The following is a 23163-nucleotide window of genomic DNA, read 5'->3' on the forward strand; positions in this document are numbered from 1 at the left end:
AGAGCCTATCCCACGGTCGGCGCCGCAGCCGGTCCTGCCACGGCGAACCAGCGTCCTGCGACGCGTTGCAGCTGCACGGGCATGTCATAGAGGACGCCGAGGTTCTCCGCGGTCATCGTCTGCTCCACCGGCCCGGCGTCCAGCACGCGGCCGTCCTTGACCATGAGAACATCGGTGGTGGAGGCGGCGACCTCCTCGACGTGGTGGGTGATCAGCACCGTGGTGAGCCGGGGATGGGAGGCGCGCAGGTCATCGACGACGCGCAGGAGCGTCTCGCGTCCGGGCAGATCCAGGCCGGTGGACGGCTCGTCGAGCAGCAGCATCTCCGGGTCGGTGGCCAACGCACGGGCGATGAGCGTGCGCGCCTTCTCCCCCTGGCTCATCTGGCTCCAGCGCCGGTCGGCCTTGTCCGCCATGCCCACCAGGTCGAGCAGCTCGGCGGCCCGCGCGCGGTACGGGTCGTAGTCGAAACGTTGGACGTAGCCATTGGACGCCGACACCCCGGACAGGACGGCCTCCTCGGCGCTGATGTCGTCGAGGCGCTGCTTCGGGTCGACGTAGCCGATGCGTTTCTGCAGTTCGCGGACGTCGGTGCGTCCCACCTGCTCGCCGAGGATGCGCACCTCACCGGTGGTGGGGTACAGCCGCGCGCCGGCGAGCTTGAGGATCGTGGACTTGCCGGCCCCGTTGGGGCCGAGCACGGCCCAGTGCGTGCCGGACGCTACGGCGAGGCGTACGTCCTCGACGAGGTGGCTGCCGCCGCGGCGGACGGTGACGTCGGTGATCTCGAGCGCTGTCATGGATAGGCACCATACGCTCGCCGCGTCCTCCCAGGCACAGTCGGCTACGGGGCCGGCCGCTATCCCGGCACGTCCACCTCCCTGGAGATCCATGTGCCGTCCGGCCGCGGGGCGAACGCGCGCAGCCGGCCGTCGGCGATCCACAGCTCCCCGTTGAACCACCGCAGACACGGCATGGGTCGCTGGACCGGGATCTCCACGGCGACCGTCATCTCCGCCGGGTCGAAGATCCGGTAGAGCCGCCTCCTTTCCGTTCCCACGATCACGGAGGTGCTGCACCCCAGCCACGGTCCGACCACCTCCAGCCGTTCGACAAGACAGTCCACCCGGAAACGTCGAACCACCTGCAGGTTGCGGTCCCGCAGGGTCAGGACCCGCCCGCTTCCGGTGAAGACCCGGTCACCGACGACGAGGAGCGTCTCCCCCGGCGGCGCGGAAAACCCCGGCGTCTCCGTCGTCTCCGTCGTCTCCGTCGTCTCCGTCGGTTCAGCCGGACGGACCATCTCGATATCGGCGTCTGCCCGGTCATCGTTGATGCGCAGGATCCTGTCGCGGCAGTGGACCTCCATGGTGTTGTCCGGCCCCGGTTGAATCTCCCACCGTGTATCCACCGGCACCGGGATCATGATCCTCCGACTCATTCCAGTCGCCAGATCCGTCCGCCACACCGCCGGGAACGACTCTGCCTCGGGACGCCAGAGCACCACATCGGCCCCGGTTCCGGACAGTGCGAATTCCTCGATCTCCGTCGGCTGGCGTACCTGCTCCACCGGTGGCGAACCAGCGCCGTCGAGATCGATGGTGAAGAACAGGTAGTCGACGTCTCCGTACCACTGCCCGTGCCCCCAGTCCGGGAGCGCATCGGAACGGTCCACGTCGATTCGCTGCGTCGCCAGCGGTGTTCTGCTCCCCTCGCCGCGCAGCGCACAGTCGACTCGGATCCTGTTGACCACACCCCTGGTGGGCGAATAGTTCTGTGCGTAGCTCGACTCCGCGTAGAAGACACCCGTGAGCTCGACGTAGCCCTTGGCCGGCCGGTCGGCACTTTACAGCGCCGTCCATCCGTCCCCGCGGAGGACGGTCTGCCAACGAAACCCCTTCCCGTTCATCCGCTGGTCCACGGGTTCACCGTCCCGGACAGGTTCTGCCCATGCCCGCACCACGGCAGGCTCGACGACCGTCGAGTAATCCATCTCGTCGAAGGAGCCACTGTCCCCGGCCTCCACGAACCCGAGTGCGAATTCCCCCGGATCTCCACGCACCCAGGACCGGCTCCACCCGGGCCGGGTGTACGGCCGGTCCAGGACGGTACCCACGACCAGGAGGGACCGGTGCCCGTCCGGAACGGGTGCCGGGCAGGTGCGGGAGAAGCGTTCCACGGTTGTCCGGAACTCCTCAACAGGAGGCTGCCCGTCCGGGGCGGGGACTGGCCCTGCGGTCGCAGACCCGACGAACTCGAGGTCGGTGAGCTCTCCACCGCCACTGCCGTTGTCGACCTTCACCACGACCCCGCTCTCGGCGTCCACCAGGAGCGACGGAGCGGTACCGGTCTCACCGTGCCGGCTCATCGGCAGCCCCGGAACCCGCCAACACGCGCGCCCGTCATGGCGAGCAGGTGCTATGTCACCCGCGGGGTATCCCTCGCGCAGGGTCGTCTCAAGGTGTGAGGAACTGATCAGTACCGACGCTGACGTGGTCAGTACCAGCCTGCCGGTCACCTCCTCCGGTCCCCGCTCAGACATGGAGACCAATGAGTCCCCGTCGTCGACGAGTCGCGGAGTGCCGTCCGTCTCGCTGATCAGTCGCGAACGTCCGTGGCTCCTGACGTGGTACCGCCCCGGTCGGAGAACGAGCGCGGTGAACGTCCGACCTCCCGTCACCCACTCGCGCTGCGAGCCATCGGGCTCGCCCCACAAGGTCAGGGACGCACGCAGCGGTACCGCGAGACCGTGATCGATGAGCGCGAGCAGTTCTGACCATGACGGCATGGGCCCACGGTACTGGAGCCTTGTCGCCGCAGGTCGGGCTCGCCGTGCGGTATTCGCCGGACGGGAGACGGAGTAGGCCCACCCGGCTAGGGGGCCGACCGCCACCTCTGCTAGGCATCACCCCTTCCCCCCTTACCCCAATTTGGGAAGATACGCGCAGGTCACAGCCATCTGTAGCGCGCCATCCAGTTTTTTCTCGATAAACATTGTGTTCCTCGAATACATATTGTACTGTGAACCACACTTTACATAGTGTGTGTTCCACAACACATTTCGCGCCAGCCAGATGGAGGTCGCCTAGCCATGACGACAACAAACAAGAAGACAGCACCCGCCGAGGGTGGTGTCACCGCAGAAGAGTCGTTCACCCCAGAAGAGAAGCAGTGGGTGGACAAGAAGAAGTACGCCTGGATCCTCAGCATGGTGCCCGGTGCCATGCCGCTGATCATCTGGGGCATCGTGGAGTGGATGCGGGCCATCAGCGCTCCCGATGTCCTGGTCTCCGCATCCTGGTTCCTCGGGCCCATCGCCGTGTTCATCATCGTCCCCATCGGGGACTGGGTCCTCGGCCGTGACGGCGAGAACGCTCCTGAAGAGTTCGTGCCCTGGTTGGAGGAGACGAAGTACTACCGGATCATCTCCTACTTGTACTTCCCGCTCATGCTGGCCAGCTTGATCATGTGCTGCTGGCAGTGGACCTACGGCGGGCTTGAGTGGTACGACAAGGTCGGCCTGGCCTGGACCATGGGCATGACCTCGGGTATCGGCATCGTCGCCGCCCACGAGCTCGGCCACAAGAAGGGCAGCTTCGAGCGCTGGCTCGGCAAGATCGTCCTGGCGGTCCCCGCCTACGGCCACTTCTACGTGGAGCACAACAAGGGCCACCACGTGAAGGTCGCCACCCCGGAGGATCCGGTCAGCTCGCGTATGGGCGAGAACGTCTACGCCTACCTGGTCCGCTCCATCCCCCGTCAGATCCCCCGCGCCTGGGACATCGAGAAGAAGCGTCTCGCCCGCGGCGGCAAGGGCCAGTTCAACCTGGACAACGACGTGCTCAACGCCTGGCTGATCACCGTCCTGATCTGGGGCGTGCTGCTCGCCGTGTTCGGCATCAACATCCTGCCGTACCTGCTGATCCAGGCTGTCATCGGTATCGCACTGCTGGAGTTCGTCAACTACCTGGAGCACTACGGCCTGCTGCGCCAGAAGCTCGAGGATGGCCGCTACGAGCGCTGCTCCCCGGAGCACTCCTGGAACTCGGACAACCTCACCACCAACATCTTCCTGTACCAGCTGCAGCGCCACTCGGATCACCACGCCAACCCCACCCGGCGTTACCAGTCCCTGCGTTCGGACGTCTTCGCTCCGGAGCTGCCCGGCGGTTACGCGACGATGATCGCCGTCGCCTCGTTCCCGCCCCTGTGGTTCAAGATCATGGACAAGCGTCTGATGCAGTACTACAACAACGACACCGAGCGTGCGAACCTCTACCCGGCGAAGGCCGCCAAGCTGCGTGCCAAGTGGGGCACGGCAGCACCGGCAGCCGCCACCAAGGAGGGCTGATCAATGACCGCCTCCACGAACAACGCATCATCCGGCGCTTCCGACATCGCCGCGATCCGCGCGACCGGCGGGGCTGATATCCCCGAAAACCAGGCTCCGCCGCAGAAGATGACGAACCCGAAGGTGCACTACATGCTTTGCACCGCGATCGCCGTCATCGGCGCGGTGGCAATGGCCCTGGGCATCTTCGGGGCGTACGGTGCCGCCTACCTGCACGCCGTGAGCCCGTGGCTCGTCCTGATCTCCCTGTTCTTCCTCCTGCCCGGCCTCGTCGGTCTCATCCGCGGCCCCGGGGTCCCGTCCACCCACGTGATCCCCCGGCCGAAGAACCGCAAGCCCATCGACTACGCCGCCGGTGCCGGTGGCGCCGCTGGCCCGGCTCCCGCGGTCTGACGAGCCCGCTGGCCCACCCGTCGCCGTCACCGGCGGCGGTTCCCTATCTGCAACCCCATAAAACACACCATTGAGAAGAGAAAGGCCAGGTGACCACTGTGGCTGTCTACCAGTGCCCCCTGTGTGACTACCGAGTCGACACCGATGCAGGAGACGACGCCGAAGGGTTCTCCCCCGGATTCGACTGGGAGTCGGAGGTCCCCGAGGACTGGTTCTGCCCCGACTGCGGAGTCCGCGACAAGGTCGACTTCGACAAGGTCAGCTAGGTGCCGACCGCAACGGCAGCACCGGACACCAGCTCAGGAAAGGAGCTCACCATGGACGACTACAAAGTCTACGAATGCCTGCAGTGCGGGTACATCTACGACGAGGCTGAAGGAGACCCGGCGGAGGGCTTCCCCCCGGGCACCCTCTGGGACGACATCCCCGATGACTGGGAGTGCCCGGATTGCGGTGCGGCGAAAGCCGACTTCGAGATGGTCCAGATCAGCCGCAAGTAGCCGCACACCCTCACGTTGACCTACCACCGATTTTCACAGACAGGATCCTGCTCATGACTGAACCCGACCACCAGCGCATCGCCGTCATCGGCGGCGGTGTGGCCGCCCACTCGGCGCTCAAGGCCTTCCTCGCTGCGGCCGGGGACACGGTCGGTTCCACCACCGTGGACATCTACACCCGTGAGGAGCACCGCCCCTACCGTCGCCCGTCCGTGAACAAGGACATCCTCATCGACGGCAAGAGCCCGCAGGACGTCTCCCTGCCCGGCGCGGTCTTCGACGGTTCCGACAACGTGGACGTCGAGCTGCACCTGTCCAGCGAGGTCACCGCTGTGGACACCACGGCCCGCACCCTCACTGTCGATGGCGAGGAGCGTCCCTGGGACCAGCTCGTGCTGACCACCGGGGCCTCCCCGCGTGAGCTCGAGACCGGGTGGACTGCCGGACGCAACGTCCACTACATCCGCACCCCCGAGCACTCCACGTCGCTGCGCGGATCCCTCCAGGGCCTCGGTGCCGGCGACAACGTCGTCATCGTCGGCGCGGGCATCCTCGGACTCGAGGCCGCGGCCGCCGCGTCCTCCCTCACCGAGGCCAGCGTCACCGTGCTGGAGGCGCAGGACGATATCTGCCGGCGCATCCTGCCCGCCGCCGCGGCCAGCTGGCTGCGGCAGCGCCACACCGAGCACGGCATCGACATCCGCTGCGGTCTGAGCGACGCGCAGATCGACGCCGCGGTCAGCGAACTCGACCCGGCCGTCATGGTCGTCTCCGTCGGTCTCGACCGCGACATCTCCCTGGCCCGCTCGGCCGGGCTGGAGGTCGGACGCGGCATCGTCACCGACGAGTTCGGCCGCACCTCCACCCCCGGCGTCTGGGCCGCGGGTGACTGCGTGGAGATCCGTGCCGAAGACGGAACCGTCAACCTCCCGGAGGACGAGGGGTCCGCCCGTCTGCTCGGCGGCATCGTCGGCGCCGCACTGGCAGGTAAGGACGCCGAGTCCTTCCTGCTCTCCCCTCCCAAGGGGTGGTCGCGCCAGTACGGTCTGATGCTCAACCTCGCCGGCGCCACCGGCCGACCGGTGCAGAGCGGCCAGCCCGGTCCGTCCGACACCCCGGCGGACCACGAGCTCGTCCTGCTCAACGAGGACGAGGAGCTCGTGGTGTTCAGCCTCGTCTCCCGCTCCGGCGGCGAGTCCGTGGTCTCCGGTGTCACCACCGTGGGCCGCAGCCCGGTCGTGCGCAAGGCGAAGAACGCCCTGGGCATGACCCTGCACGAGGTCGAGGCGGAGTTCTTCACCGACGGGGCGCTCATCTCCTCGGCGACCTGAGTGCCGCCCGCACGGGCCCACCGTGACCCTCCGTCCTCAACGCCCGGCCACCCCACGCGGGGGCCGGGCGTTAGGCTTGTCGGCATGCACCAGGGATCACGCACCGCCCGCACAACCGTCGCCGACCGGTGGACCGTCACCACGACCACCGGGAGGATCCGGGGCCACGCCGTGAACCACGGCGTGGCCTTCCGCGGCATCCCCTACGCCGAACCTCCCGTCGGCGACCTGCGCTTCCGCCGTGCACGACCGAAGACCCCGTGGGACGGGACCTTCGTCGCCGACCGTCCCGGCGAGTACTGCAGCCAGTGGCGCGACTCTCGCCACGGGTGGATCGGCTCCGAGGACTGCCTCTGGCTCAACATCGTCGTCCCGCGCGACGCACCCCGCGACGGTGACTCGCAGCGTCCTGTCGTGGTCTACCTGCACGGCGGCTCGAACATCCACGGATCCGCCCGCGAGCCGCTGCTGTCCGGCGAGTACTTCGCCAACGCCACCGACGCGGTGTACGTGGCGGTGAACTACCGCCTGGGCGTGCTCGGCCAACTTGCCCTGGGCCACGCCGATGGCCTCAACACCGACCGTTTCGAGACCAACGCCGGGCTGTCCGACATCATCACCGCCGTCGAGTGGGTCCACGCCAACGCCCACGCGTTCGGCGGCGACCCGTCACGGATCACCGTGATGGGCGAGTCCAGCGGTGGCGCGATGGTGACCGCGCTGAGCGCGTCACCACGGATGGACGGTCTGGTCGCCGGCTTCATCGCCCAGTCCCCCGCCGGCGCGATGGTGCACTCCCCCGCCCAGGCCGGGCAGCTCTCGGACGGGGCGCTGGAACTGCTCGCCGCCCGGACCGACGCCACCCCGTTGGACGCCGACCACCGCGACCTCGCCTGGTTGACGGAGAAGCTCAACGCCGCGTCCTGGGGTGCCGCCGGGATCGCCGGTGCCTTCGCCCCGGTCATCGACGACCTGCTGCCGCGCCACCCCCTGGAACCCGGCGCACAGCTGGACGTGCCGCTGCTCGTCGGCACGAACCTCGACGAGTACGTGCTGATGCGCTGGAACCGGGTATCGCGCAGGACGCTGCAGGGCCAGACCCGCGACTTCGCCGGCCTCATCGACGATGAGCATGGGCCGGACGTGCTGTCCACGTTCTACTCCGGCGGGCGGCGGCGCGGGGATGCCGGACGCTTCGTCGGCGACGCCTTGTTCACCGCCCCCTCCATGCGGCTGGCCGACCAGCACCCGTCCGGGCGCGCCTGGATGTACCGGCTGGACCTGACCACACCGTCGTTGAACATCTCCGGCATCGGGGCCACGCACGCCCTGGACCTGCCGATCCTCTTCGGACGCTACGACTCCGGACGCGGCCCGGGTGCCCTGGCCCTGGGTGGGCGCGACCGGATGTCGGCGACGACGGCGGTGATGCAGCAGCGCTGGCGTGAGTTCATCCACCGGGGTGACCCGGGCTGGACCCCCTACCGGGACGGTTTCGCCACCCAGGTCTTCGACGCCGGCGAGCAGACCGTCGACGATCCGGTACCGGAGCTGCGTGAGGCGTGGTCGCGGGTCCGGCTCACCGGGTAGCGGCTGTTCTACTTCCCCTGTGCCACTGCCCCTTTTCCCCTTCCCCCTGTGACACCTTGAGCCCTCAGGTCGCTAATCGGGGTGATCAGCGACCTGAGGGCTCAAGGTGCGGTGCGTGCGGTGCGTGCGGTGCGTGCAGTGCGCGTGGAGCGCGCAGTGGGAGTAGCGCGTGCCTATCGGTCAGCCGCGCACGGTGGAACCGGTGAGATCAGAGGCCTCAGAATCTTCAGTGGCCTCGGTGCTCTCAGTGCTCTCAGCGCCTTCAGCGTCCTCCGGCAGGTGCGCACGGTGGCTGTCTTCGCCGGCGGAGGCCTCGAACCCACCTTCCTGTGCGGCGTCCCAGATGTCCTTGTCCCAGATGCCGGACCGCTTGGCCACCACGGTGGCCGCCAGGGACTGGCCGGTGACGTTGACCGCGGTACGGCCCATGTCGATGATCGGCTCGATGGCCAGCAGCAGACCCACACCGGCGAGCGGCAGGCCCAGCGTGGACAGAGTCAGGGTCAGCATCACGGTCGCGCCGGTGGTGCCGGCGGTCGCAGCCGAACCGATCACGGACACGAAGATGATCAGCAGGTAGTCGGTGAAGCCGAGGTCGATGCCGTAGAACTGGGCGACGAACAGGGCGGCGATGGCCGGGTAGACCGCGGCGCAACCGTCCATCTTCGTCGTCGCACCCAGCGGCACGGCGAAGGAGGCGTACTCGGTGGGCACACCCATGGAGCGTTCGGTGACTCGCTGCGTCACCGGCATCACGCCCATCGAGGAGCGGGTAATGAAGCCCAGGGAAGTAACCGGCCACACGCGGCGGTAGAAACCGACCACGGGCAGTCCGTTGAACGCGAGCACCGCGGGGTAGATGACCAGCATCACGAGCGCCAGGCCGATGTAGATGGCCAGGACGAACTTGCCGAGGGAACCCAGGGCATCCCACCCGTAGTCGGAGACAGCGTGGCCGATCAGGGCACCGGTGCCGATCGGGGCCAGGCGGATGATCCACCACAGCACCTTCTGCACCACGGTGAGCAGGGACTCGGTGACCGCCAGGAACGGTTCAGCGGACTTGCCCGCCTTCACCGCGGCCACGCCCAGCACGATGGAGATGACCAGAAGCTGCAGCACATTGAAGCTCAGCCCGATGTCTCCGTCCGAGTTGGCGGAGGCCGCCAGGCCGAGGATGTTGTCCGGGACGATGGACTCGAGGAATCCGAGCCACGAACCGGAGCTGGACGGTTCGGCGGCGCTGGTCGCGTCCACCGAGGTGCCCTCGCCCGGCTTCATCACCAGGCCGACGCCGAGGCCGACAAGCACGGAGAAGAAGGCGGTAATGGCGAACCAGATCAGGGTGCTCACCGCCAGACGTGCGGCGTTGGCAACCTTGCGTAGATTCGCCACCGAGGTGATCACCGCGGCGATGATCAGCGGCGGAATCATCAGCTTCAGCAGGCTAACGTAGGTGGAGCCGACCTCGTTGAGGAGGGTGCCGAGCCAGCTCTGATCGTCTTCGGGGAGGTCAGCACCCTGGGCGCGGGCGATGAAGCCGAGGATGAGGCCGATGACGAGACCGGCGATAACCTGGGCGCCGAACCCGGTGAGCCAGCCTGGGATGCGGCTGCTCCGTTGGTCGTGTGTAGTCGACATGCGCGTGTTCCTGATTCTCTTCGCTGCACGGGTTACGGACAGACTCATCTGTCTATTCTTGGTGTCCATACTCTAACGCCACAGGCCCCCGATTCCATTCCCGGGTGGGTCCGGGCGGCGTCCCTGACCGTTGGCTGGCAGTCGTGTCCGGAGTCCATGTCGATCCGTCCACAGCCGCCCGTTGAGCTCGCGGGGCATGCCACGGGCGGTATAACGTTGATCCGTAATGAGCCTGACCACCACACGATTCACCCCATCCGCGCTGTTCCGCCGGCGTTCCACCACCACCGCCGGCACCGCCGCCGGTGCCGCCACCGCGACCACCGCCGCCCCGTCGCGAGGAGTCCACACGCGGGACGTCCTCAACGTCCTGGCGGTCGTCACCGCACTGGCCGTGATCAACGTCACCGCGCACTTCTCCCAACTCGCCGCCGTCGCCACCACCGTGCCGGTGGGCGTGGCGATCCTGTTGGTCATCGCGCGTGCGAACGGGATGACCTGGCGGGACCTCGGATTAGGACGCCACACCCACGGCAAGGGCCTGTTGTACGGTCTCGGCGCGGCCGGCCTGGTGGTGCTGGCCGTCGGCATCGGCCTGGCGATGCCGTTCACCAGGGAGTTCTTCTTCAACGAGTCCTATGCGAGCCTGCGTACCGCGCTGATCGCCGCTTTGGTGATCATCCCGCTGCAGACCGTCCTTCCCGAGGAGCTGGCGTTCCGCGGAGTGCTGCACGGCACGCTGGCGCGCATGGGCGGCACGAAACTGGTGTTCTTCGGTAGTTCGCTGCTGTTCGGCCTGTGGCACATCGCCAGCTCACTGAACCTGACGGCCAGCAATGCGGGCCTGACCGCCTTCCTGGGATCCGGGACGGCAGCACAGTGGTTGGGTGTGGGCGCCGCCGTTGTCGCCACCGCGGGGGCCGGTGCCGGACTGACCTGGCTGCGCCACCACACCGGAAGCGTGATCGCCCCGATCGGCCTGCACTGGGCCCTCAACGCGGTCGGCGCGCTCGCCGCAGCCGCGGCCTGGCAGCTGCTCTAACCTGCGCCGATACGAGGTTCACTCGCAGGCGATGCCGTCGTTGTCGCCGTCCATCTGCGGCCGGTAGCCCGGCTGCCCACGGTAGAGCGGAGCCGCTCCGGCCGCACGTGCCGCGGTGCAGTTCTGGTAGTACACCTCGCCGCCGGCCTCCCCCGCCGGCTCGGCGGCGGGGGCCTGCTCAGCGGCAGGAGCCGGTGCCTGCTCAGGAGCCTCCTCGACCGGGGCGAGCCCGGCGGAACCGTCCGAGTCGCAGTTACCGAGTTCCCGGGCGATCGCGTCATGCTCGGCGGCGGTCACCCACAACGCGTACTTCGCCTTGACCTGCACCTGGGTTGCCACGTAACTGCAGCGGAAGGCGCGGTTCGCCGGCAGCCAGGTTGCGGCGTCCCCGTCGCCCTTCTGCATATTCGCCGGACCGTCGACCGCCAGCAGGTTGAGATGGTCGTTGGCGAACTCCTCACGACGATCCGCCGACAGCTGCTGCGCACCCTTCTGCCACGCGTCCGACAGGGCCACAACATGGTCGATGTGCACCGCGGTACTCGTGTCCTGACCACGCAGGAAGTCGATCGTGGTCGCCGTGTACGGGTCGTCCAGGGTGCCGGTCAGCACCGTGCACGGGCCTTCCCGGTCAATGTCGGTCATGTCGCGGGCGAGGACGTCATTACGCTGGTCACAGCCGTTGCGGTCGGTGTCCTTCCACCGCTGGCCGAACTCGTCACGGCTGTAACCCGTCTTCGGAGCCCGCCCCTTGACCTCCAGGGTGCCGAGCATGTCGACCATGTCCTGCACGGCAGGTTCGCCGGACGCAGCGTCGGCTCCGTCGCCGGCGTCTTCGGTCGCGGCCGCGTCCGTCGTCGGCTCCGGGGAGGACGCTTCGGACGCCGCGCTGGACGCCGCCGCCGGCGCGGACGAGGCGGAAGGCGCGGCGGTCGTGGCGTCCTGCGTGGTGCCGGCGCAGCCGGCGAGGAGCAGTGCGGTGGCGGTGACGGCGGCGAGTACGGACGCCCGGCCGGTGAAGCTCATGTGACCCCTGAGTCTGATGTGGTCGTTGCCACTCACATACTAAGGGGATAACTCACACGGGTGTTACTCAGGCTCGTGGGCGGCAGCGCCAGGCGGCCACCAGCAGCAGCACGAAACACACGATCCCGGCGATACCCTGCACGTTGCTCAGCAACCAGTTGCCCTCGAACGCCCGGTAGTACGGCTCCACCGTGGCGTCCACGCTCACGTCGTTGCGGGGCAGCACATTCGCCGCGAGCAGCACGAACACCCCAACCAGGGTCACCCAGTCGCGCGAGGCACCCTCACGGCCCAGCACCAAGGCGACCAGCAACCCCACCGCCACGATGATGCCCGACCAGTGGTGCGTGACCGCCACCGGCGCGGAGATGCTGACCGCCAGCACCATCAGCAGCAGCACCGACACCGGACGTCCCGCCCGGCCCAACTGCCAGGCACCCCAGCCCGCCAGCACCGCGATGACCAGCAGCCCGGGCAGCATGATCGTCTGCGCCAGGTCGCCGTCCACCCCGGCCCGGGAGATCAGCCCGGTCAACGCCTGGTTCGCCTCATAGTCCGGCGGGCCGCCGCGGTCGCCGTTGAAGAACTCCTCCGTCCAGTAGAACAGCGACTCCGCCGGACGCATCGCCCAGCCAAGCGCCACCGTGACGAAGAATGCCCCAGCCGAACGAGCCAGGTCGCCCCAGCGTCGCGACACGAGGAAGACCAGCGCATATGCCGCCGGGGTGATCTTGATGCCCGCGGCCAAACCCACCCCGGCACCACGCAACCACCGCGGCGTGTAGCCCAGCAGGTCCGCGGTGACCAGCAGCACGAGGAACACGTTGATCTGCCCGTACATCAGGTGCGTCTGCAACGGCTCCAGGCACAATGCGAAGCCCAACATTGGCAGCGCCACCAGCATCGGACGCCACAGGCGCAGCCGATCGGCGACCATCGCGAGCACACCCCAGGAGGCCAGCAGGCTCGTCGCCGTCCACAATGCCTCCATGAGGTTCTCGTCGAACCAGGTCAGCGGCACGAACAAGGCGGCCGCGAGCGGCGGGTAGATGAAGGCGAACCCGCTGCGGGAGTCGAAGTCCTCGCCGTAGAGCCCGCCGCCCTCGACGACGGCCCTGCCGGCGTCGCGGAATACGCCGACGTCCAGCAGGTAACTCGAACTGACGTGCCCGATGATGCCCACCAACTGCCACACCAGCAGGACGACGCCCACCGCCGCGGCCGCGACGGCGACGGTGCGTCCTGCGGTGGTACGGGGCGTCCTGCGTGGCGTCCTGCGTGGCGTCCTGCGCGGTGGCTTGTCCGGCACCGTCCCCGGGTCACTGGTGGGCTCGGGGCGCGACGGTGCGGCAGGGGTCATGGCAGGCGGTCTCTTCCGTACGGGGCTCAGTTGATCAGCGCAGGTGGTCAGGTCGGGGAACAAGCGTAGGGGACGGCGCTGGACACACCACTCCCGCACACTGTGAAACCGCTGTCAGCCCTTGGGGGCCGACAGCGGTTTCAGGAGAAAACGCGACAGAGAACTCGCGACAGGGAACTACGGGGAAACTAGGCTCCGCCGGAGATGTTGCCGCTGCCGTCCTCCAGGTGTGCCCGGATGAACCACTGGAACTTCTCCATCTCGCGCACCTGGCCCACGATGAGGTCCTCGGTGACGGGATCGAGCTGATCCACGGCGGAGTCGGCCTCGCGGGTGTCCACGATGACCTTGTCGTAGATCTCGTTCAGCGCGCTGAGGTGCTGCTGCACAGTTCCCTTATTGATCGGGTACTGCAGCGGGTCACGGCCCGGCGCGTGCGAATCAGGGGTGCCGACCGGCTCGCCACCGAGGGCGGCGATGCGCTCGGCTACGTCGTCCGCATCGCCACGGACACGGTCGACCTCGGGGTCGAGCATCTCGTGGACACCGATGAACGTCGGACCAACGACGTTCCAGTGTGCGTGCTTGAGGATCAGGTGCAGGTCGTTGTACGCGGTAAGGCGCTCCTGCAGGATGTCGATGACCTGCTTGGCGTCGCCCTCGGACAGGCCCGGAACAGTGAAGTTACTCATGATGTGAATCTCTCCTTTCACCACCTCAGAGTACGCCCGGACTGCCGAGGCCGCCATGTTCACATAATCGTTCTCGTGCACCCCCAACGGAATGTAGTGTTACGGATATTATGACTTCTCGAAAGAATCCCTCCCGCGCCCGACAGCTCGTCCGCAAGGCCCAGGGGCAGGTCATGAAGCGTGTGTTCTCCGGCCCTCAGTCCTTCGAACGCTCGCTGGACGTATGGCCGCCGCTCGCCGGTGCCGGTGTGAAGGTCCGCGGCGTCGCCGATGACTGGTCACACGGCACCGTGGTCCTGCGACTCGGCCCGTTGAACCGAAACATGCACGGCGCGGCGTTCGGCGGCACCCTGTTCGCCATGACCGACATCCTCTTCGGCACCTTGGTGATGAAGCGGCTCGGCTCCGACTACGAGGCCTGGACCCGAACCGGCAGCTTCCAGTACCTGAACCCGGGGCGCAATGGTGCCAAACTCATCGTCGATGCGGACGATGAGATGATCGACGACATCATCGCCAAGGTCGAGCAGCACGGCTACTACAACGTGGCGTTCACCTCCACGATCCACAATCCGGACGGCACCGTGGTCGGTATCGGCCAGCAGGACCTGCACGTGCGCCCCCGCAAGGGGCGCGAGGCGCAGCGTCCCACCGCGCAGGACGGCTCGACGACCGCGCGCGCCGTCGAGGAGTCCGCCCCGCCGCTGGAGCCACGCGGCATCACCTTGGCATCGCTGGTCACCGCCCTGGCGTGGCGGGCATGGGGCAGCGAGGACGATGCGTCCGACCGTGGCGGGCAGCTCAACTCCGCGCTCAGCCATTCCCGTCGGATCCCCGAGCCCGAGGACCAGGCACGCTACGTGGCGGCCGAGGCGCTGAAGACCGGCGCGCTGACCCGCGAGCAGATCCTGGAACTGCACATCCCCGAACGACTGCTGCCGGTGTTGCCGGTGCTGCCGGAAGGGAGCGAAGGATGAGCGCGCCCACCCCTCCCCACTCACCGCACTCCCCGCCCGAGCGGGCTGAGCAGGCCGAGCGGGCAGAGCGGGCTCAGCGCGGCACCGGCCGGCGACGGTCCCTCCCCGTGCGGGTCTACCGCTCCGTGGAGAGCTACATCACCCGCTACGTGTTCTCCACCCCACGCGGGATGGAGCAGGTCACGCGCCTGTGGCCGCCGCTGGCGGGCTCCGGCATCCGGCTGCGCAATATCGCCAAAGACTGGTCCCACGGCGAGGTCGTCCTGCGGCTGAGTCCGATGACCCGCACCCCGAACAACGCCGCCTTCGGCGGCACCCTGTTCGCCATGACCGACATCCTCTTCGGCACCCTGGTGATGCGTCGCCTGGGCTCCGACTACGAGGCGTGGACGCGCACCGGCACCTTCCAGTTCCTCAATCCGGGGCAGAACGGCGCATTGCTGCAGGTCGAGGTCGACGACGACATGGTCGAGATGATCCGCCAGCGGGTGCGTGACGACGGCTACCTCAACGTGGCCTATACCTCGGTGATCCGTAACCCCGACGGCACCGTGGTGGGCATCGGCCAGCAGGACCTGCACGTACGCCCCCGCAAGGGACGTGAGGCCAGCCGCGAATTCGCCACCGACGGATCCTCCACACCGCGTTCGTCCGACGAGTCTGCCCCGCCGTACGACCCGACGGGCATCACCCTGGCCTCCCTTGTCACCGCCGTGGCCTGGAAGGCCTGGGGCGGTCCGGAGGACCGGGCCAGCGGCGACGGCCGGCTGAACTCCGTGCTCAGCCATGCCCGACGCATCCCGGTACCGGAGGACCGCGCGCGCTACGTGTGCGCCGAGGTCCTCGCCGATGGTGCGATGACCCGCGACGAGGTCATCGGCATGCGCATCCCGGAGAAGCTGCTGCCGTAGCAGGCGCCGTCGTGTCCGCTTAGGACGCGGCGTCCTGCCCCTGCCCTGCCTCGCGCGGCAGGACGAACGCCAGGATCTCCGGCAGCGTCACGACCCGCGGCAGCAGGGTGCTTGTAGCACCAGAGCCGCTCACGCCCACGAGCTGCTCGCTGGCCTCACGCATCCGGCGGAACGCCTCGTACACCGGCATCGACGCCGGCAGCACCAGCAGGTCCCGGGCCAACGGGGCGGCCGGGGCCGTGCGTGCCTCCGGCAGGGTGTCGCGCACATGCAGCACCGACGTCGACGCACCGTCCGGCCCTTCCAGCAGGACGCGCATCTGCGCGGTGCGGCGGGCAGCGTCCTGCACCTCCCCGACCGTCGCCGCGGCCGTCAAATGCGGGACCTCCGTGCCCGGCAACTCGCCGAGAGTGCGTTGCTGCAGGTCCAGGGCGCCGGCGATCTGGGACTGGAACTCGGCCTCCAGCGCACCCTCCTCGGCGGAGTGTTCCACGAGGTGGCGCAGGGTGGCGGCGTCGTGCCCGGCGGCGGCCGCCCGGTCGACGGGCTCCACACCCGACAACTTCACCAGCCGGTTGGCCACCCGGTTCATCCACAGCAGCAGCGGTCGCAGCACCCACGCCAGCGCCCTCGCCGGCACGGACACCAGACGGGCGGCGCGCTCCGGGAAGGCGATCGCCCAGGACTTCGGTGCCATCTCGCCGATGACCAGGTGCAGGAACGTCACCACCAGCAGGGCCAGGACGAAGGACACGGTGTACGCCGCACCGTCCGGAATGCCCCAGGCGGTGAACAGAGGATTCAACCAGGACGACACCGCCGGCTTCGTCACCGCGCCGAGGGCGAAGGTGCAGGCGGTGATGCCGAGCTGCGCGGCGGCGAGCATCACGGTCAATTCGTTCACGCCGCGCAGGGCGGCGCGGGCGGTGAGGCTCCCGTCGGCGGTTTCCTCCAACCGGTGACGTCGCACGCCCAGCAGGGCGAACTCGATCATCACGAAAAAGGCACTGCCGACGAGCAGCAGCAGGGTCACCAGGACCACGGTGAGATCACTCATCGTCGCTCACCTCCAGGTGGACGAGCAGTTCGGTGGGGACGTGATTGCCGACCTCGGTCACCTCGGCGACCAGGACGCGGTCCTGCGGGCGGTCGTCGACGACCTCCCGCGGGTCGCGCGGCAGGGCGACGGGCACGATCTCGCCGACCTCCGGCAGAGAACCGAGCTCATCGATGACCAGGCCGGCGAGGGTTTCGTACTCGCCGTCGGGCAATCGCACATCGAGCACACGCGACACCTCGTCGAGGTGCTCGTCGCCGGCGATGCGCCAGCGCTGCACGCCGTCGGAGGTGGTCTCCTCCGCACTGATGTGGTGCTCGGGGGCGTCGTGCTCGTCGGTGAGTTCCCCGACGAGTTCCTCGGCCAGGTCCTCGGCGGTGAGCACACCGGACACCCCGCCGTACTCGTCGACCACGCAGGCCAGCCGGTTGTCGGACTCCTGAAGTTCCACCAGAGCATCCGGCAGCGCCATCACCTCGGGCAGCACCACGGGCTCACGCACCAGCGATTCCACCGTAGTGGACGGGTCGAGGTCAGGATCGAGGACGTCGTCCAGGTGCAGCACACCGTAGAGATGTTCCTCCTCTTCATGGGACTCCTCGTCCTCCACCGCGCCGAGCACCGGGTAGCGGGTGTGTCCGCCGGCCATGCGCACGCGTGCCTCGGCCACCGTGGTGCCTGGGTCCATCTCCCCCAGCCGCGCCCGGGGCACCATCGCGTGCTCCACGGTGCGCTCCGGGAAGTCGAGGATGCGGTCGATGAGCATCGACAACTCCCGCGGCAGGTCACCGGAGGCACGCGAGTCGGCGACGATGCGTCCCAGGTCCTTGCGGTCGGCGGTGGAGTCCACGTCCTCCACCGGGGTCACGCCCACCAGTCGCAGCAAGGCGTTGCTGGACCAGTCGAAGAAGGCGATGAGCCAACCGAAGAGAAACAGGTAGGCCTGCGTGGACCGGGCCAGCGCACGGGCCAGCGGCTCCGGGGCGGCGATGGCGAGGTTCTTCGGGTAGAGCTCGGCGAAGATCATCTGCACCACCGTGGCCACCACCAGCGTCACCGTGGCGGCCACGGCGGCGGTGCCGACCCCGCCAAGGATCTCCCCGATAGACCCGCCGATCATCGGTTCGGCCAGTTCACCAACGAGCAGGCCGGTGACGGTGATGCCCAGCTGCGCGCCGGAGAGCATGAAACTCGTCCTGCGGGTGACGGCCAGGGCACGTCCGGCCGCAGCATCCCCGTCGGCGGCGAGAGCGCGCAGGCGCGCCCGGTCCACCGACATATAGGCGAATTCCTGCGCCACGAAATAGGCGTTGGCGACGATGAGGGCCAGGATGACGACGATGCCGAGCAGCAGCGTCAGCAGCGGGCTCACCGGTCACCCCCTAAGGCCGGTGCGCTCCCTGCGCGGGGCGGGTGACTGTGGCTGTTCCTGCAGCTTGTGCCACCCTTAGTACTCGGACACGGACCATCGTCCATGGTGGACGCTCAACTCCTTCATGCGGTGAATGTAAGTGATACGCAGGATACACGATCACAGGTACCCTCGGCCCCCATGACTACCGCAGAGTTCCCCGACGTTTACCGGGCCGCCGACGACCGCTACGCCACCATGCCTTACCGCCGCTCGGGCACCTCCGGGCTACAGCTGCCGGCGATCACCCTGGGCCTGTGGCACAACTTCGGCGACGACCGGCCGCTGGACACCCAGCGGGCAATCCTGCGCCGCGCCTTCGACCGCGGCGTGACCCACTTCGACCTGGCGAATAACTACGGTCCGCCGCCCGGTGCGGCGGAGGAGAACGTAGGACGGCTCCTGGCGTCCGACTTCCGCCCGTACCGCGATGAACTCGTGATCAGTTCGAAAGCGGGCTGGCGGATGCAGGACGGCCCGTACGGCTTCGGCGGCTCACGAAAATACCTCGTGGCCAGCTGCGATGCCTCGCTGCGCAGGCTCGGCCTGGACTACGTGGACATCTTCTACCACCACCGGCCCGACCCGCAGACCCCCGTGGAAGAGACCGTGGCCGCCCTCGACCATCTCGTGCGCAGCGGGCGCGCCCTGTACGTGGGCATCAGCTCCTACTCCCCCGAACTGACCCGCCGCGCGACCGTGGTCGCGCAGGATTTGGGCACCCCACTGACGATCCACCAGCCTTCGTACTCCATGTTCAACCGGTGGGTGGAGGACGGCCTGCTCGCCGCCTGCGCCGACGAGGGCCTTGGCGTGATCGCCTTCTCCGCCCTGGCGCAGGGGCTGCTCACCGGCAAATACCTGGACGGCGTGCCGGAGGGGTCGCGGCTGGGCGCGGGGAAGATGTCGGAATCCTTCCTCACCGACGAGACCGTCGAGGCGGTCCGAGCGCTGAACACCATTGCCGAGGCGCGAGGTCAGAGCCTGGCGCAGATGGCGATCGCGTGGGTGCTGCGCCGCCCAGAGGTCACGAGCGCCCTGATTGGCGCGTCCTCGGTGGCCCAGTTGGACGACTCGCTGGACGCCCTCGACAACCTGGACTTCACCGACGCCGAGCTCGCCGAGATCGACCGGTGGGCCGTGGACCGCGGCATCAACCAGTGGGCCGGCGCCACCGAATCGACGGGGTCGACGGCGTAACCCGCGACCGAGTTAGGACGCGGCGAAGGCGGCGACCACCGCATCATCGAAGGCGGGCAGGTCAGCCGGGGTGCGCGAGGACACGATGGTGCCGGCACCCTCGGGTCCCTCGCAGGTGTGCGCCTCCTCGTCGACCCAGGTAGCACCGGCGTTGACGAGATCGGTGCGCAGGCTCGGGTAGGAGGTCAGCGTCCTGCCCTTTAGCACGTCGGCGTCGGTAAGGATCCAGGCTCCGTGACAGATCACGCCGAGCGGCTTGCCGCCGGTCACGACCGCGCGCACGAGCTCGACCGCGTCGGCGTCGAGACGAAGCGCATCGGCGTTGGACGTCCCGCCGGGCAGCAGGACGGCGTCCACCGTGGCGGCGTCAACGTCGGCGGTGCGGGCGTCCGCCGGAACCTCCGTGCCCTTCTTGCCGGTGATCGCCTTACCGCCGGGCGTGGCGATGACGACATCGGCCCCAGCGTCCAAGACTGCATCGCGCGGGGAGGTCAGTTCGGAGTCCTCGAACCCGTCGGTGGCGAGGACCACGACGGTGCGGCCGGTGAGCTTCTTCTGGTCGGACATGGGTGGGGTACCTCCTTGACGAGAGTCGTTCTCTGGCACCCACCTACGTTACGCGCGTGGATCAGAACAGGCCGTTCGGGTTCTCGTCGTAGGACCACAGCAGGTTCTTGGTCTGCTGGTAGTGGTCCAGCATCATCAGGTGCGTCTCGCGCCCGATGCCGGACTTCTTGTAGCCACCGAAGGCCGCGTGTGCCGGGTAGGAGTGGTAGTTGTTCACCCACACTCGGCCGGACTCGATGGCGCGGCCCGCCTGGTAGGCGGTGCGGCCGTCGCGGGCCCACACGCCGGCGCCGAGACCGTAGTCGGTGTCGTTGGCGATCTGGATGGCCTCGTCGAAGTCCTTGAAGGTGGTGACGGCGAGGACCGGGCCGAAGATCTCCTCCTGGAAGCAACGCATGTTGTTATTGCCCTTGAGGATCGTGGGCTCCACGTAGAGGCCGTTCTCCAGGCCGTCGACCGTGCGCACACCGCCGCCGATGAGAACCTCCGCGCCCTCCTCGGGACCGGACTTCAGGTAGCTGGTGATCTTGTCCATCTGCTCCAGCGAGGCCTGCGCGCCGATCATCGTGGCAGGGTCCAGCGGGTTGCCGGCCTTGATCGAGCGGACGCGCTCGACGGCGAGGTCGAGGAACTCGTCGGCAATGTCCTCCTGGATCAGCGCACGCGAGGGGCAGGTGCACACCTCACCCTGGTTCAGGGCGAACATGGCCAGGCCCTCGAGGGTCTTCTCCCGGAAGGAGTCGTCGGCATCCATGATGTCGCCGAAGAAGACGTTCGGGGACTTACCGCCGAGCTCCAGGGTCACCGGGATGAGCTTGTCGGCGACTGCCTTGTTGATGATCTTGCCGACCTCGGTGGAGCCGGTGAAGGCGATCTTGGCGATGCGGTCATTCTGCGTCAGCGCCGCACCAGCCTCCTCGCCGAGACCGTTGACGATGTTGAGCACCCCATCCGGCAGAATGTCGGAGATCAGCTCGGCGACCAGCAGGATCGATGCCGGGGTCTGCTCGGCGGGCTTGAGCACGATGGCGTTGCCCGCGGCGAGGGCGGGACAGATCTTCCACGCGGCCATGAGGATCGGGAAGTTCCAGGGGATGATCTGGCCGACCACGCCGAGCGGCTCGTGGAAGTGGTAGGCCACGGTGTTCTCGTCGATCTGCGAGAGCGAGCCCTCCTGGGCACGCAGCGCACCGGCGTAGTAGCGGAAGTGGTCGACGGCGAGCGGGAGGTCCGCGGCGAGCGTCTCACGCACGGACTTGCCGTTGTCCCAGGTCTCGGCGACGGCGAGCATCTCGAGGTTTTCCTCGATGACGTCGGCGATCTTCAGCAGGACGCGGGAGCGATCCTGCACACTGGTCTTACCCCAGGCGGGCGCGGCGGCGTGGGCGGCGTCCACCGCCTTATCGATGTCAGCGGCCTGAGAGCGTGCGACCTCGGTGAACACCTTGCCGTCGACCGGGCTGATGTTCTCGATGTACTGCCCGTCGACGGGGGCGACCCACTGGCCGCCGATGAAGTTCTCGTACCGGGGCTTGAAGGAGACGAGCGAGCCCTCGGTACCCGGGGCGGCGTAAGCGTTGCTGGCGGTGGCTGTGGTGGTCATGGTGCGATGCCTCCCAATGCAGGGGTCGTCTGGTTGGTTCTCGTGCCACGACCAACCTAGCGCCTCCACCGCGTGAGGGCGACCACTATTTTTTTATAATGTGGCCTGAGTCACCTCAATCACTTCGCGACGCGACGGCGGCGCAGGAGGCCGTCGACGCCGTAGCGACCTCCCGTGACTGCGCCGACCAGCGCCGCGCCCGCGGCGAGCACGAGGACGAGCTCGTAGCCGCCGTCCGACACGAAGATCGTGCCCGCCTCACTGTGGGCGTACCAGAACGCGCCGGCCATGTCGGCGACGACGAGGACGGCGACCAGCGGCGTCAGCAGGCCGACGATCAGCAGGACGCCGCCGACGAGCTCCACGGCCGCGGCAAAGACCGCCGCCGCGGTCGCCGCGGGCACGCCCATGGACTCGAAGCCCTGGGCGGTGGCGTCGATACCGTTGGTGACGAACTTCTGCCAGCCATGGGCGAAGAGGGTAACGCCCAGCGCAATGCGGGCGAGCAGGATAACGACGTTGCTAATAACGCTCGTGGAAGCGGTGGAGACGGTGGACATGAGGGAACCTCGCTACCGGTTGGAGAAGTGATTGACGTGTCCACAATAACGGAGATGGTTGACGTGTCAACCTTTTCGTGATGTGCGCCTCACAACCGCCCTGCGCGCACCGCCACCGGCCACGACACCTGACGCGGCCGACCGTTGTCGCCCCAGATGTCCACCAGGTCCGAAGCGAAGTTCTGGAACAGGTCCGAGCGCCCCTGCTGCTCCGCCTTACGCACCGCCGACCACGTGCCCACGTACCCCAGGAACGCCTCCCGGTCCAGGTCGGCGTCGATGCTGAGCTCCGGGACGTCCAGCTCCTCGAAGGGGAACGGCATCGTGCGGTACCCCTCGTCGACGTAGCGACGCTCCGGATCCCAGTACGGACCGATCTCGTCGTAGTAGAACCGGCCGAACCGCTCCTGCACGTCCGCATCCGAAATCCGCAGCACCCCGTAACTCACCAGCGCGATCAACGCGCCCTCCCGGCCGATACGCCGGGCCTCGGCGTAGAAGTCGGGCAGCGTGAACCAGTGCGCCGCCTGCGCCGCGGTGACCAAGTCCGCCGAGCCGTCCTCCACCGGCAGTTTCTCCGCCGACGCCACCCCGTAGGCAATGTTCGGGTGCTCCGTGGCCGAGGCCAGCTGCGACTCGCTGGGGTCGAACGCCAGCACCCGGTCGAAGTAGTCCGCCAACTGCACCGACAACTGCCCGGTGCCGCAGCCCACGTCCACCGCCACGCCCGTGCCCGGCGTGTGCTCCGCCAGGAATCCCGAGACCTGCGTGGGGTAGGACGGCCGGAAGGACGCGTACTCCGCGCCGCCAGTGAACCAGTTGCTGCGGGGTGCTTCAGGGCTGTCGCCGGGGTTGTCGCTCATGACACACAAGGCTACCGCCGATGTCATACCGCCGAAGTCATACTCGAGACTGACGACCCCCGGCACACACCCCGGCATGCTCTAGGAC

At 68.0% G+C, this 23163-nt stretch carries 23 protein-coding genes; 10 read left to right on the forward strand and 13 right to left on the reverse strand.

Annotation, left to right across the window (positions count from 1 at the left end):
• Window positions 1–5: 5 nt before the first annotated feature.
• The 3 genes from ACT3SZ_RS03065 to ACT3SZ_RS03075 all read right to left on the reverse strand — a co-directional run bounded on the left by ACT3SZ_RS03065 (window position 6) and on the right by ACT3SZ_RS03075 (window position 2788).
• Window positions 6–800 carry an ABC transporter ATP-binding protein gene (locus tag ACT3SZ_RS03065; RefSeq protein ID WP_444616591.1) on the reverse strand — a complete coding sequence of 265 codons (795 nt, stop codon included), beginning with the start codon at window positions 798–800 and terminating at the stop codon, window positions 6–8.
• 59 nt (window positions 801–859) lie between these two features.
• Window positions 860–1753 (reverse strand): hypothetical protein, encoded by an 894-nt coding sequence (locus ACT3SZ_RS03070; protein WP_444616592.1) that lies wholly within the window; start codon window positions 1751–1753, stop codon window positions 860–862.
• Window positions 1754–1846: 93 nt separating this feature from the next.
• Window positions 1847–2788: a hypothetical protein gene (locus ACT3SZ_RS03075; RefSeq protein WP_444616594.1), complete on the reverse strand. Its 942-nt coding sequence runs from the start codon at window positions 2786–2788 to the stop codon at window positions 1847–1849.
• Between the two features lie 303 nt (window positions 2789–3091).
• Between ACT3SZ_RS03075 and ACT3SZ_RS03080 the strand changes: the two genes are divergently transcribed.
• From ACT3SZ_RS03080 to ACT3SZ_RS03105, 6 genes are all read left to right on the forward strand, one after another.
• Window positions 3092–4351, forward strand: a complete 1260-nt coding sequence (locus tag ACT3SZ_RS03080) for an alkane 1-monooxygenase (RefSeq protein ID WP_444616596.1) — start codon at window positions 3092–3094, stop codon at window positions 4349–4351.
• Window positions 4352–4354: 3 nt separating this feature from the next.
• The gene (locus tag ACT3SZ_RS03085) at window positions 4355–4744 is read left to right on the forward strand and encodes a hypothetical protein (RefSeq protein WP_444616598.1); all 390 of its coding nucleotides are present in this window, start codon (window positions 4355–4357) and stop codon (window positions 4742–4744) included.
• 89 nt (window positions 4745–4833) lie between these two features.
• Window positions 4834–5010 carry a rubredoxin gene (locus ACT3SZ_RS03090; RefSeq protein WP_441579309.1) on the forward strand — a complete coding sequence of 59 codons (177 nt, stop codon included), beginning with the start codon at window positions 4834–4836 and terminating at the stop codon, window positions 5008–5010.
• A gap of 51 nt (window positions 5011–5061) precedes the next feature.
• Window positions 5062–5244 (forward strand): rubredoxin, encoded by a 183-nt coding sequence (locus tag ACT3SZ_RS03095; protein WP_075816283.1) that lies wholly within the window; start codon window positions 5062–5064, stop codon window positions 5242–5244.
• 53 nt (window positions 5245–5297) lie between these two features.
• Window positions 5298–6575: an NAD(P)/FAD-dependent oxidoreductase gene (locus ACT3SZ_RS03100; RefSeq protein ID WP_444616600.1), complete on the forward strand. Its 1278-nt coding sequence runs from the start codon at window positions 5298–5300 to the stop codon at window positions 6573–6575.
• 84 nt (window positions 6576–6659) lie between these two features.
• Complete coding sequence (locus tag ACT3SZ_RS03105) at window positions 6660–8165, forward strand: carboxylesterase/lipase family protein (RefSeq protein ID WP_444616602.1); 1506 nt, start codon at window positions 6660–6662, stop codon at window positions 8163–8165.
• A gap of 180 nt (window positions 8166–8345) precedes the next feature.
• On the opposite strand, the gene ACT3SZ_RS03110 is transcribed toward ACT3SZ_RS03105, so the two are convergent.
• Window positions 8346–9806 (reverse strand): dicarboxylate/amino acid:cation symporter, encoded by a 1461-nt coding sequence (locus ACT3SZ_RS03110; RefSeq protein WP_444616604.1) that lies wholly within the window; start codon window positions 9804–9806, stop codon window positions 8346–8348.
• 226 nt (window positions 9807–10032) lie between these two features.
• On the opposite strand from ACT3SZ_RS03110, the gene ACT3SZ_RS03115 reads away from it, so the two are divergent.
• The gene (locus tag ACT3SZ_RS03115; protein ID WP_444616606.1) at window positions 10033–10848 is read left to right on the forward strand and encodes a CPBP family intramembrane glutamic endopeptidase; all 816 of its coding nucleotides are present in this window, start codon (window positions 10033–10035) and stop codon (window positions 10846–10848) included.
• 18 nt (window positions 10849–10866) lie between these two features.
• Here ACT3SZ_RS03115 and ACT3SZ_RS03120 read toward each other — a convergent pair whose 3' ends face one another.
• The 3 genes from ACT3SZ_RS03120 to dps all read right to left on the reverse strand — a co-directional run bounded on the left by ACT3SZ_RS03120 (window position 10867) and on the right by dps (window position 13926).
• Complete coding sequence (locus ACT3SZ_RS03120) at window positions 10867–11874, reverse strand: GmrSD restriction endonuclease domain-containing protein (protein ID WP_444616608.1); 1008 nt, start codon at window positions 11872–11874, stop codon at window positions 10867–10869.
• 67 nt (window positions 11875–11941) lie between these two features.
• Window positions 11942–13234 (reverse strand): glycosyltransferase 87 family protein, encoded by a 1293-nt coding sequence (locus tag ACT3SZ_RS03125; protein WP_444616609.1) that lies wholly within the window; start codon window positions 13232–13234, stop codon window positions 11942–11944.
• Window positions 13235–13422: 188 nt separating this feature from the next.
• The gene (gene dps, locus ACT3SZ_RS03130) at window positions 13423–13926 is read right to left on the reverse strand and encodes a DNA starvation/stationary phase protection protein Dps (protein WP_444616610.1); all 504 of its coding nucleotides are present in this window, start codon (window positions 13924–13926) and stop codon (window positions 13423–13425) included.
• A 110-nt stretch (window positions 13927–14036) separates the two neighbouring features.
• On the opposite strand from dps, the gene ACT3SZ_RS03135 reads away from it, so the two are divergent.
• Entirely contained in the window at window positions 14037–14903 is an 867-nt protein-coding gene (locus ACT3SZ_RS03135) for a PaaI family thioesterase (protein WP_444616611.1), read from the forward strand.
• Entirely contained in the window at window positions 14900–15814 is a 915-nt protein-coding gene (locus ACT3SZ_RS03140) for a PaaI family thioesterase (protein WP_444616613.1), read from the forward strand. The genes ACT3SZ_RS03135 and ACT3SZ_RS03140 overlap by 4 nt, the downstream gene beginning before the upstream one ends.
• 19 nt (window positions 15815–15833) lie before the next feature.
• Here the strand turns inward: ACT3SZ_RS03140 and ACT3SZ_RS03145 are convergent, their stop codons facing one another.
• Both ACT3SZ_RS03145 and ACT3SZ_RS03150 read right to left on the reverse strand, forming a co-directional pair.
• Complete coding sequence (locus ACT3SZ_RS03145) at window positions 15834–16871, reverse strand: CNNM domain-containing protein (protein WP_444616615.1); 1038 nt, start codon at window positions 16869–16871, stop codon at window positions 15834–15836.
• On the reverse strand, window positions 16864–18234 hold the full coding sequence (locus ACT3SZ_RS03150; RefSeq protein ID WP_444617044.1) for a hemolysin family protein: 1371 nt from the start codon (window positions 18232–18234) through the stop codon (window positions 16864–16866). The genes ACT3SZ_RS03145 and ACT3SZ_RS03150 overlap by 8 nt, the downstream gene beginning before the upstream one ends.
• Window positions 18235–18423: 189 nt before the next feature.
• Between ACT3SZ_RS03150 and mgrA the strand changes: the two genes are divergently transcribed.
• Complete coding sequence (mgrA, locus tag ACT3SZ_RS03155) at window positions 18424–19482, forward strand: L-glyceraldehyde 3-phosphate reductase (protein WP_444616617.1); 1059 nt, start codon at window positions 18424–18426, stop codon at window positions 19480–19482.
• Window positions 19483–19494: 12 nt separating this feature from the next.
• Here mgrA and ACT3SZ_RS03160 read toward each other — a convergent pair whose 3' ends face one another.
• From ACT3SZ_RS03160 to ACT3SZ_RS03175, 4 genes are all read right to left on the reverse strand, one after another.
• On the reverse strand, window positions 19495–20049 hold the full coding sequence (locus ACT3SZ_RS03160; RefSeq protein ID WP_444616618.1) for a type 1 glutamine amidotransferase domain-containing protein: 555 nt from the start codon (window positions 20047–20049) through the stop codon (window positions 19495–19497).
• Window positions 20050–20110: 61 nt separating this feature from the next.
• Window positions 20111–21652 carry an acetaldehyde dehydrogenase ExaC gene (gene exaC, locus ACT3SZ_RS03165; protein ID WP_444616619.1) on the reverse strand — a complete coding sequence of 514 codons (1542 nt, stop codon included), beginning with the start codon at window positions 21650–21652 and terminating at the stop codon, window positions 20111–20113.
• Window positions 21653–21771: 119 nt separating this feature from the next.
• Window positions 21772–22212, reverse strand: coding sequence for a DoxX family protein (locus ACT3SZ_RS03170; RefSeq protein WP_444616621.1), 441 nt, complete (start codon window positions 22210–22212; stop codon window positions 21772–21774).
• 89 nt (window positions 22213–22301) lie between these two features.
• Window positions 22302–23075 (reverse strand): class I SAM-dependent methyltransferase, encoded by a 774-nt coding sequence (locus ACT3SZ_RS03175; protein ID WP_444616623.1) that lies wholly within the window; start codon window positions 23073–23075, stop codon window positions 22302–22304.
• Window positions 23076–23163: the final 88 nt, after the last annotated feature.

Origin of the sequence: Corynebacterium sp. AOP40-9SA-29 (genome assembly GCF_052377405.1) — a bacterium.
Lineage (GTDB): Bacteria > Actinomycetota > Actinomycetes > Mycobacteriales > Mycobacteriaceae > Corynebacterium.

Bases quoted from the DNA above. Each gene is read 5' to 3' on its own strand.
- ACT3SZ_RS03105 (WP_444616602.1), top strand. From the start codon at position 6,660: ATGCACCAGGGATCACGCACCGCCCGCACAACCGTCGCCGACCGGTGG.
- ACT3SZ_RS03085 (WP_444616598.1), top strand. From the start codon at position 4,355: ATGACCGCCTCCACGAACAACGCATCATCCGGCGCTTCCGACATCGCC.
- ACT3SZ_RS03140 (WP_444616613.1), top strand. From the start codon at position 14,900: ATGAGCGCGCCCACCCCTCCCCACTCACCGCACTCCCCGCCCGAGCGG.
- ACT3SZ_RS03110 (WP_444616604.1), bottom strand. From the start codon at position 9,806: ATGTCGACTACACACGACCAACGGAGCAGCCGCATCCCAGGCTGGCTC.
- ACT3SZ_RS03175 (WP_444616623.1), bottom strand. From the start codon at position 23,075: ATGAGCGACAACCCCGGCGACAGCCCTGAAGCACCCCGCAGCAACTGG.
- ACT3SZ_RS03075 (WP_444616594.1), bottom strand. From the start codon at position 2,788: ATGCCGTCATGGTCAGAACTGCTCGCGCTCATCGATCACGGTCTCGCG.
- ACT3SZ_RS03080 (WP_444616596.1), top strand. From the start codon at position 3,092: ATGACGACAACAAACAAGAAGACAGCACCCGCCGAGGGTGGTGTCACC.
- ACT3SZ_RS03170 (WP_444616621.1), bottom strand. From the start codon at position 22,212: ATGTCCACCGTCTCCACCGCTTCCACGAGCGTTATTAGCAACGTCGTT.
- ACT3SZ_RS03065 (WP_444616591.1), bottom strand. From the start codon at position 800: ATGACAGCGCTCGAGATCACCGACGTCACCGTCCGCCGCGGCGGCAGC.
- ACT3SZ_RS03160 (WP_444616618.1), bottom strand. From the start codon at position 20,049: ATGTCCGACCAGAAGAAGCTCACCGGCCGCACCGTCGTGGTCCTCGCC.
- ACT3SZ_RS03125 (WP_444616609.1), bottom strand. From the start codon at position 13,234: ATGACCCCTGCCGCACCGTCGCGCCCCGAGCCCACCAGTGACCCGGGG.
- ACT3SZ_RS03145 (WP_444616615.1), bottom strand. From the start codon at position 16,871: ATGAGTGATCTCACCGTGGTCCTGGTGACCCTGCTGCTGCTCGTCGGC.
- ACT3SZ_RS03120 (WP_444616608.1), bottom strand. From the start codon at position 11,874: ATGAGCTTCACCGGCCGGGCGTCCGTACTCGCCGCCGTCACCGCCACC.
- exaC (WP_444616619.1), bottom strand. From the start codon at position 21,652: ATGACCACCACAGCCACCGCCAGCAACGCTTACGCCGCCCCGGGTACC.
- dps (WP_444616610.1), bottom strand. From the start codon at position 13,926: ATGAGTAACTTCACTGTTCCGGGCCTGTCCGAGGGCGACGCCAAGCAG.
- ACT3SZ_RS03135 (WP_444616611.1), top strand. From the start codon at position 14,037: ATGACTTCTCGAAAGAATCCCTCCCGCGCCCGACAGCTCGTCCGCAAG.
- ACT3SZ_RS03095 (WP_075816283.1), top strand. From the start codon at position 5,062: ATGGACGACTACAAAGTCTACGAATGCCTGCAGTGCGGGTACATCTAC.
- mgrA (WP_444616617.1), top strand. From the start codon at position 18,424: ATGACTACCGCAGAGTTCCCCGACGTTTACCGGGCCGCCGACGACCGC.
- ACT3SZ_RS03100 (WP_444616600.1), top strand. From the start codon at position 5,298: ATGACTGAACCCGACCACCAGCGCATCGCCGTCATCGGCGGCGGTGTG.
- ACT3SZ_RS03115 (WP_444616606.1), top strand. From the start codon at position 10,033: ATGAGCCTGACCACCACACGATTCACCCCATCCGCGCTGTTCCGCCGG.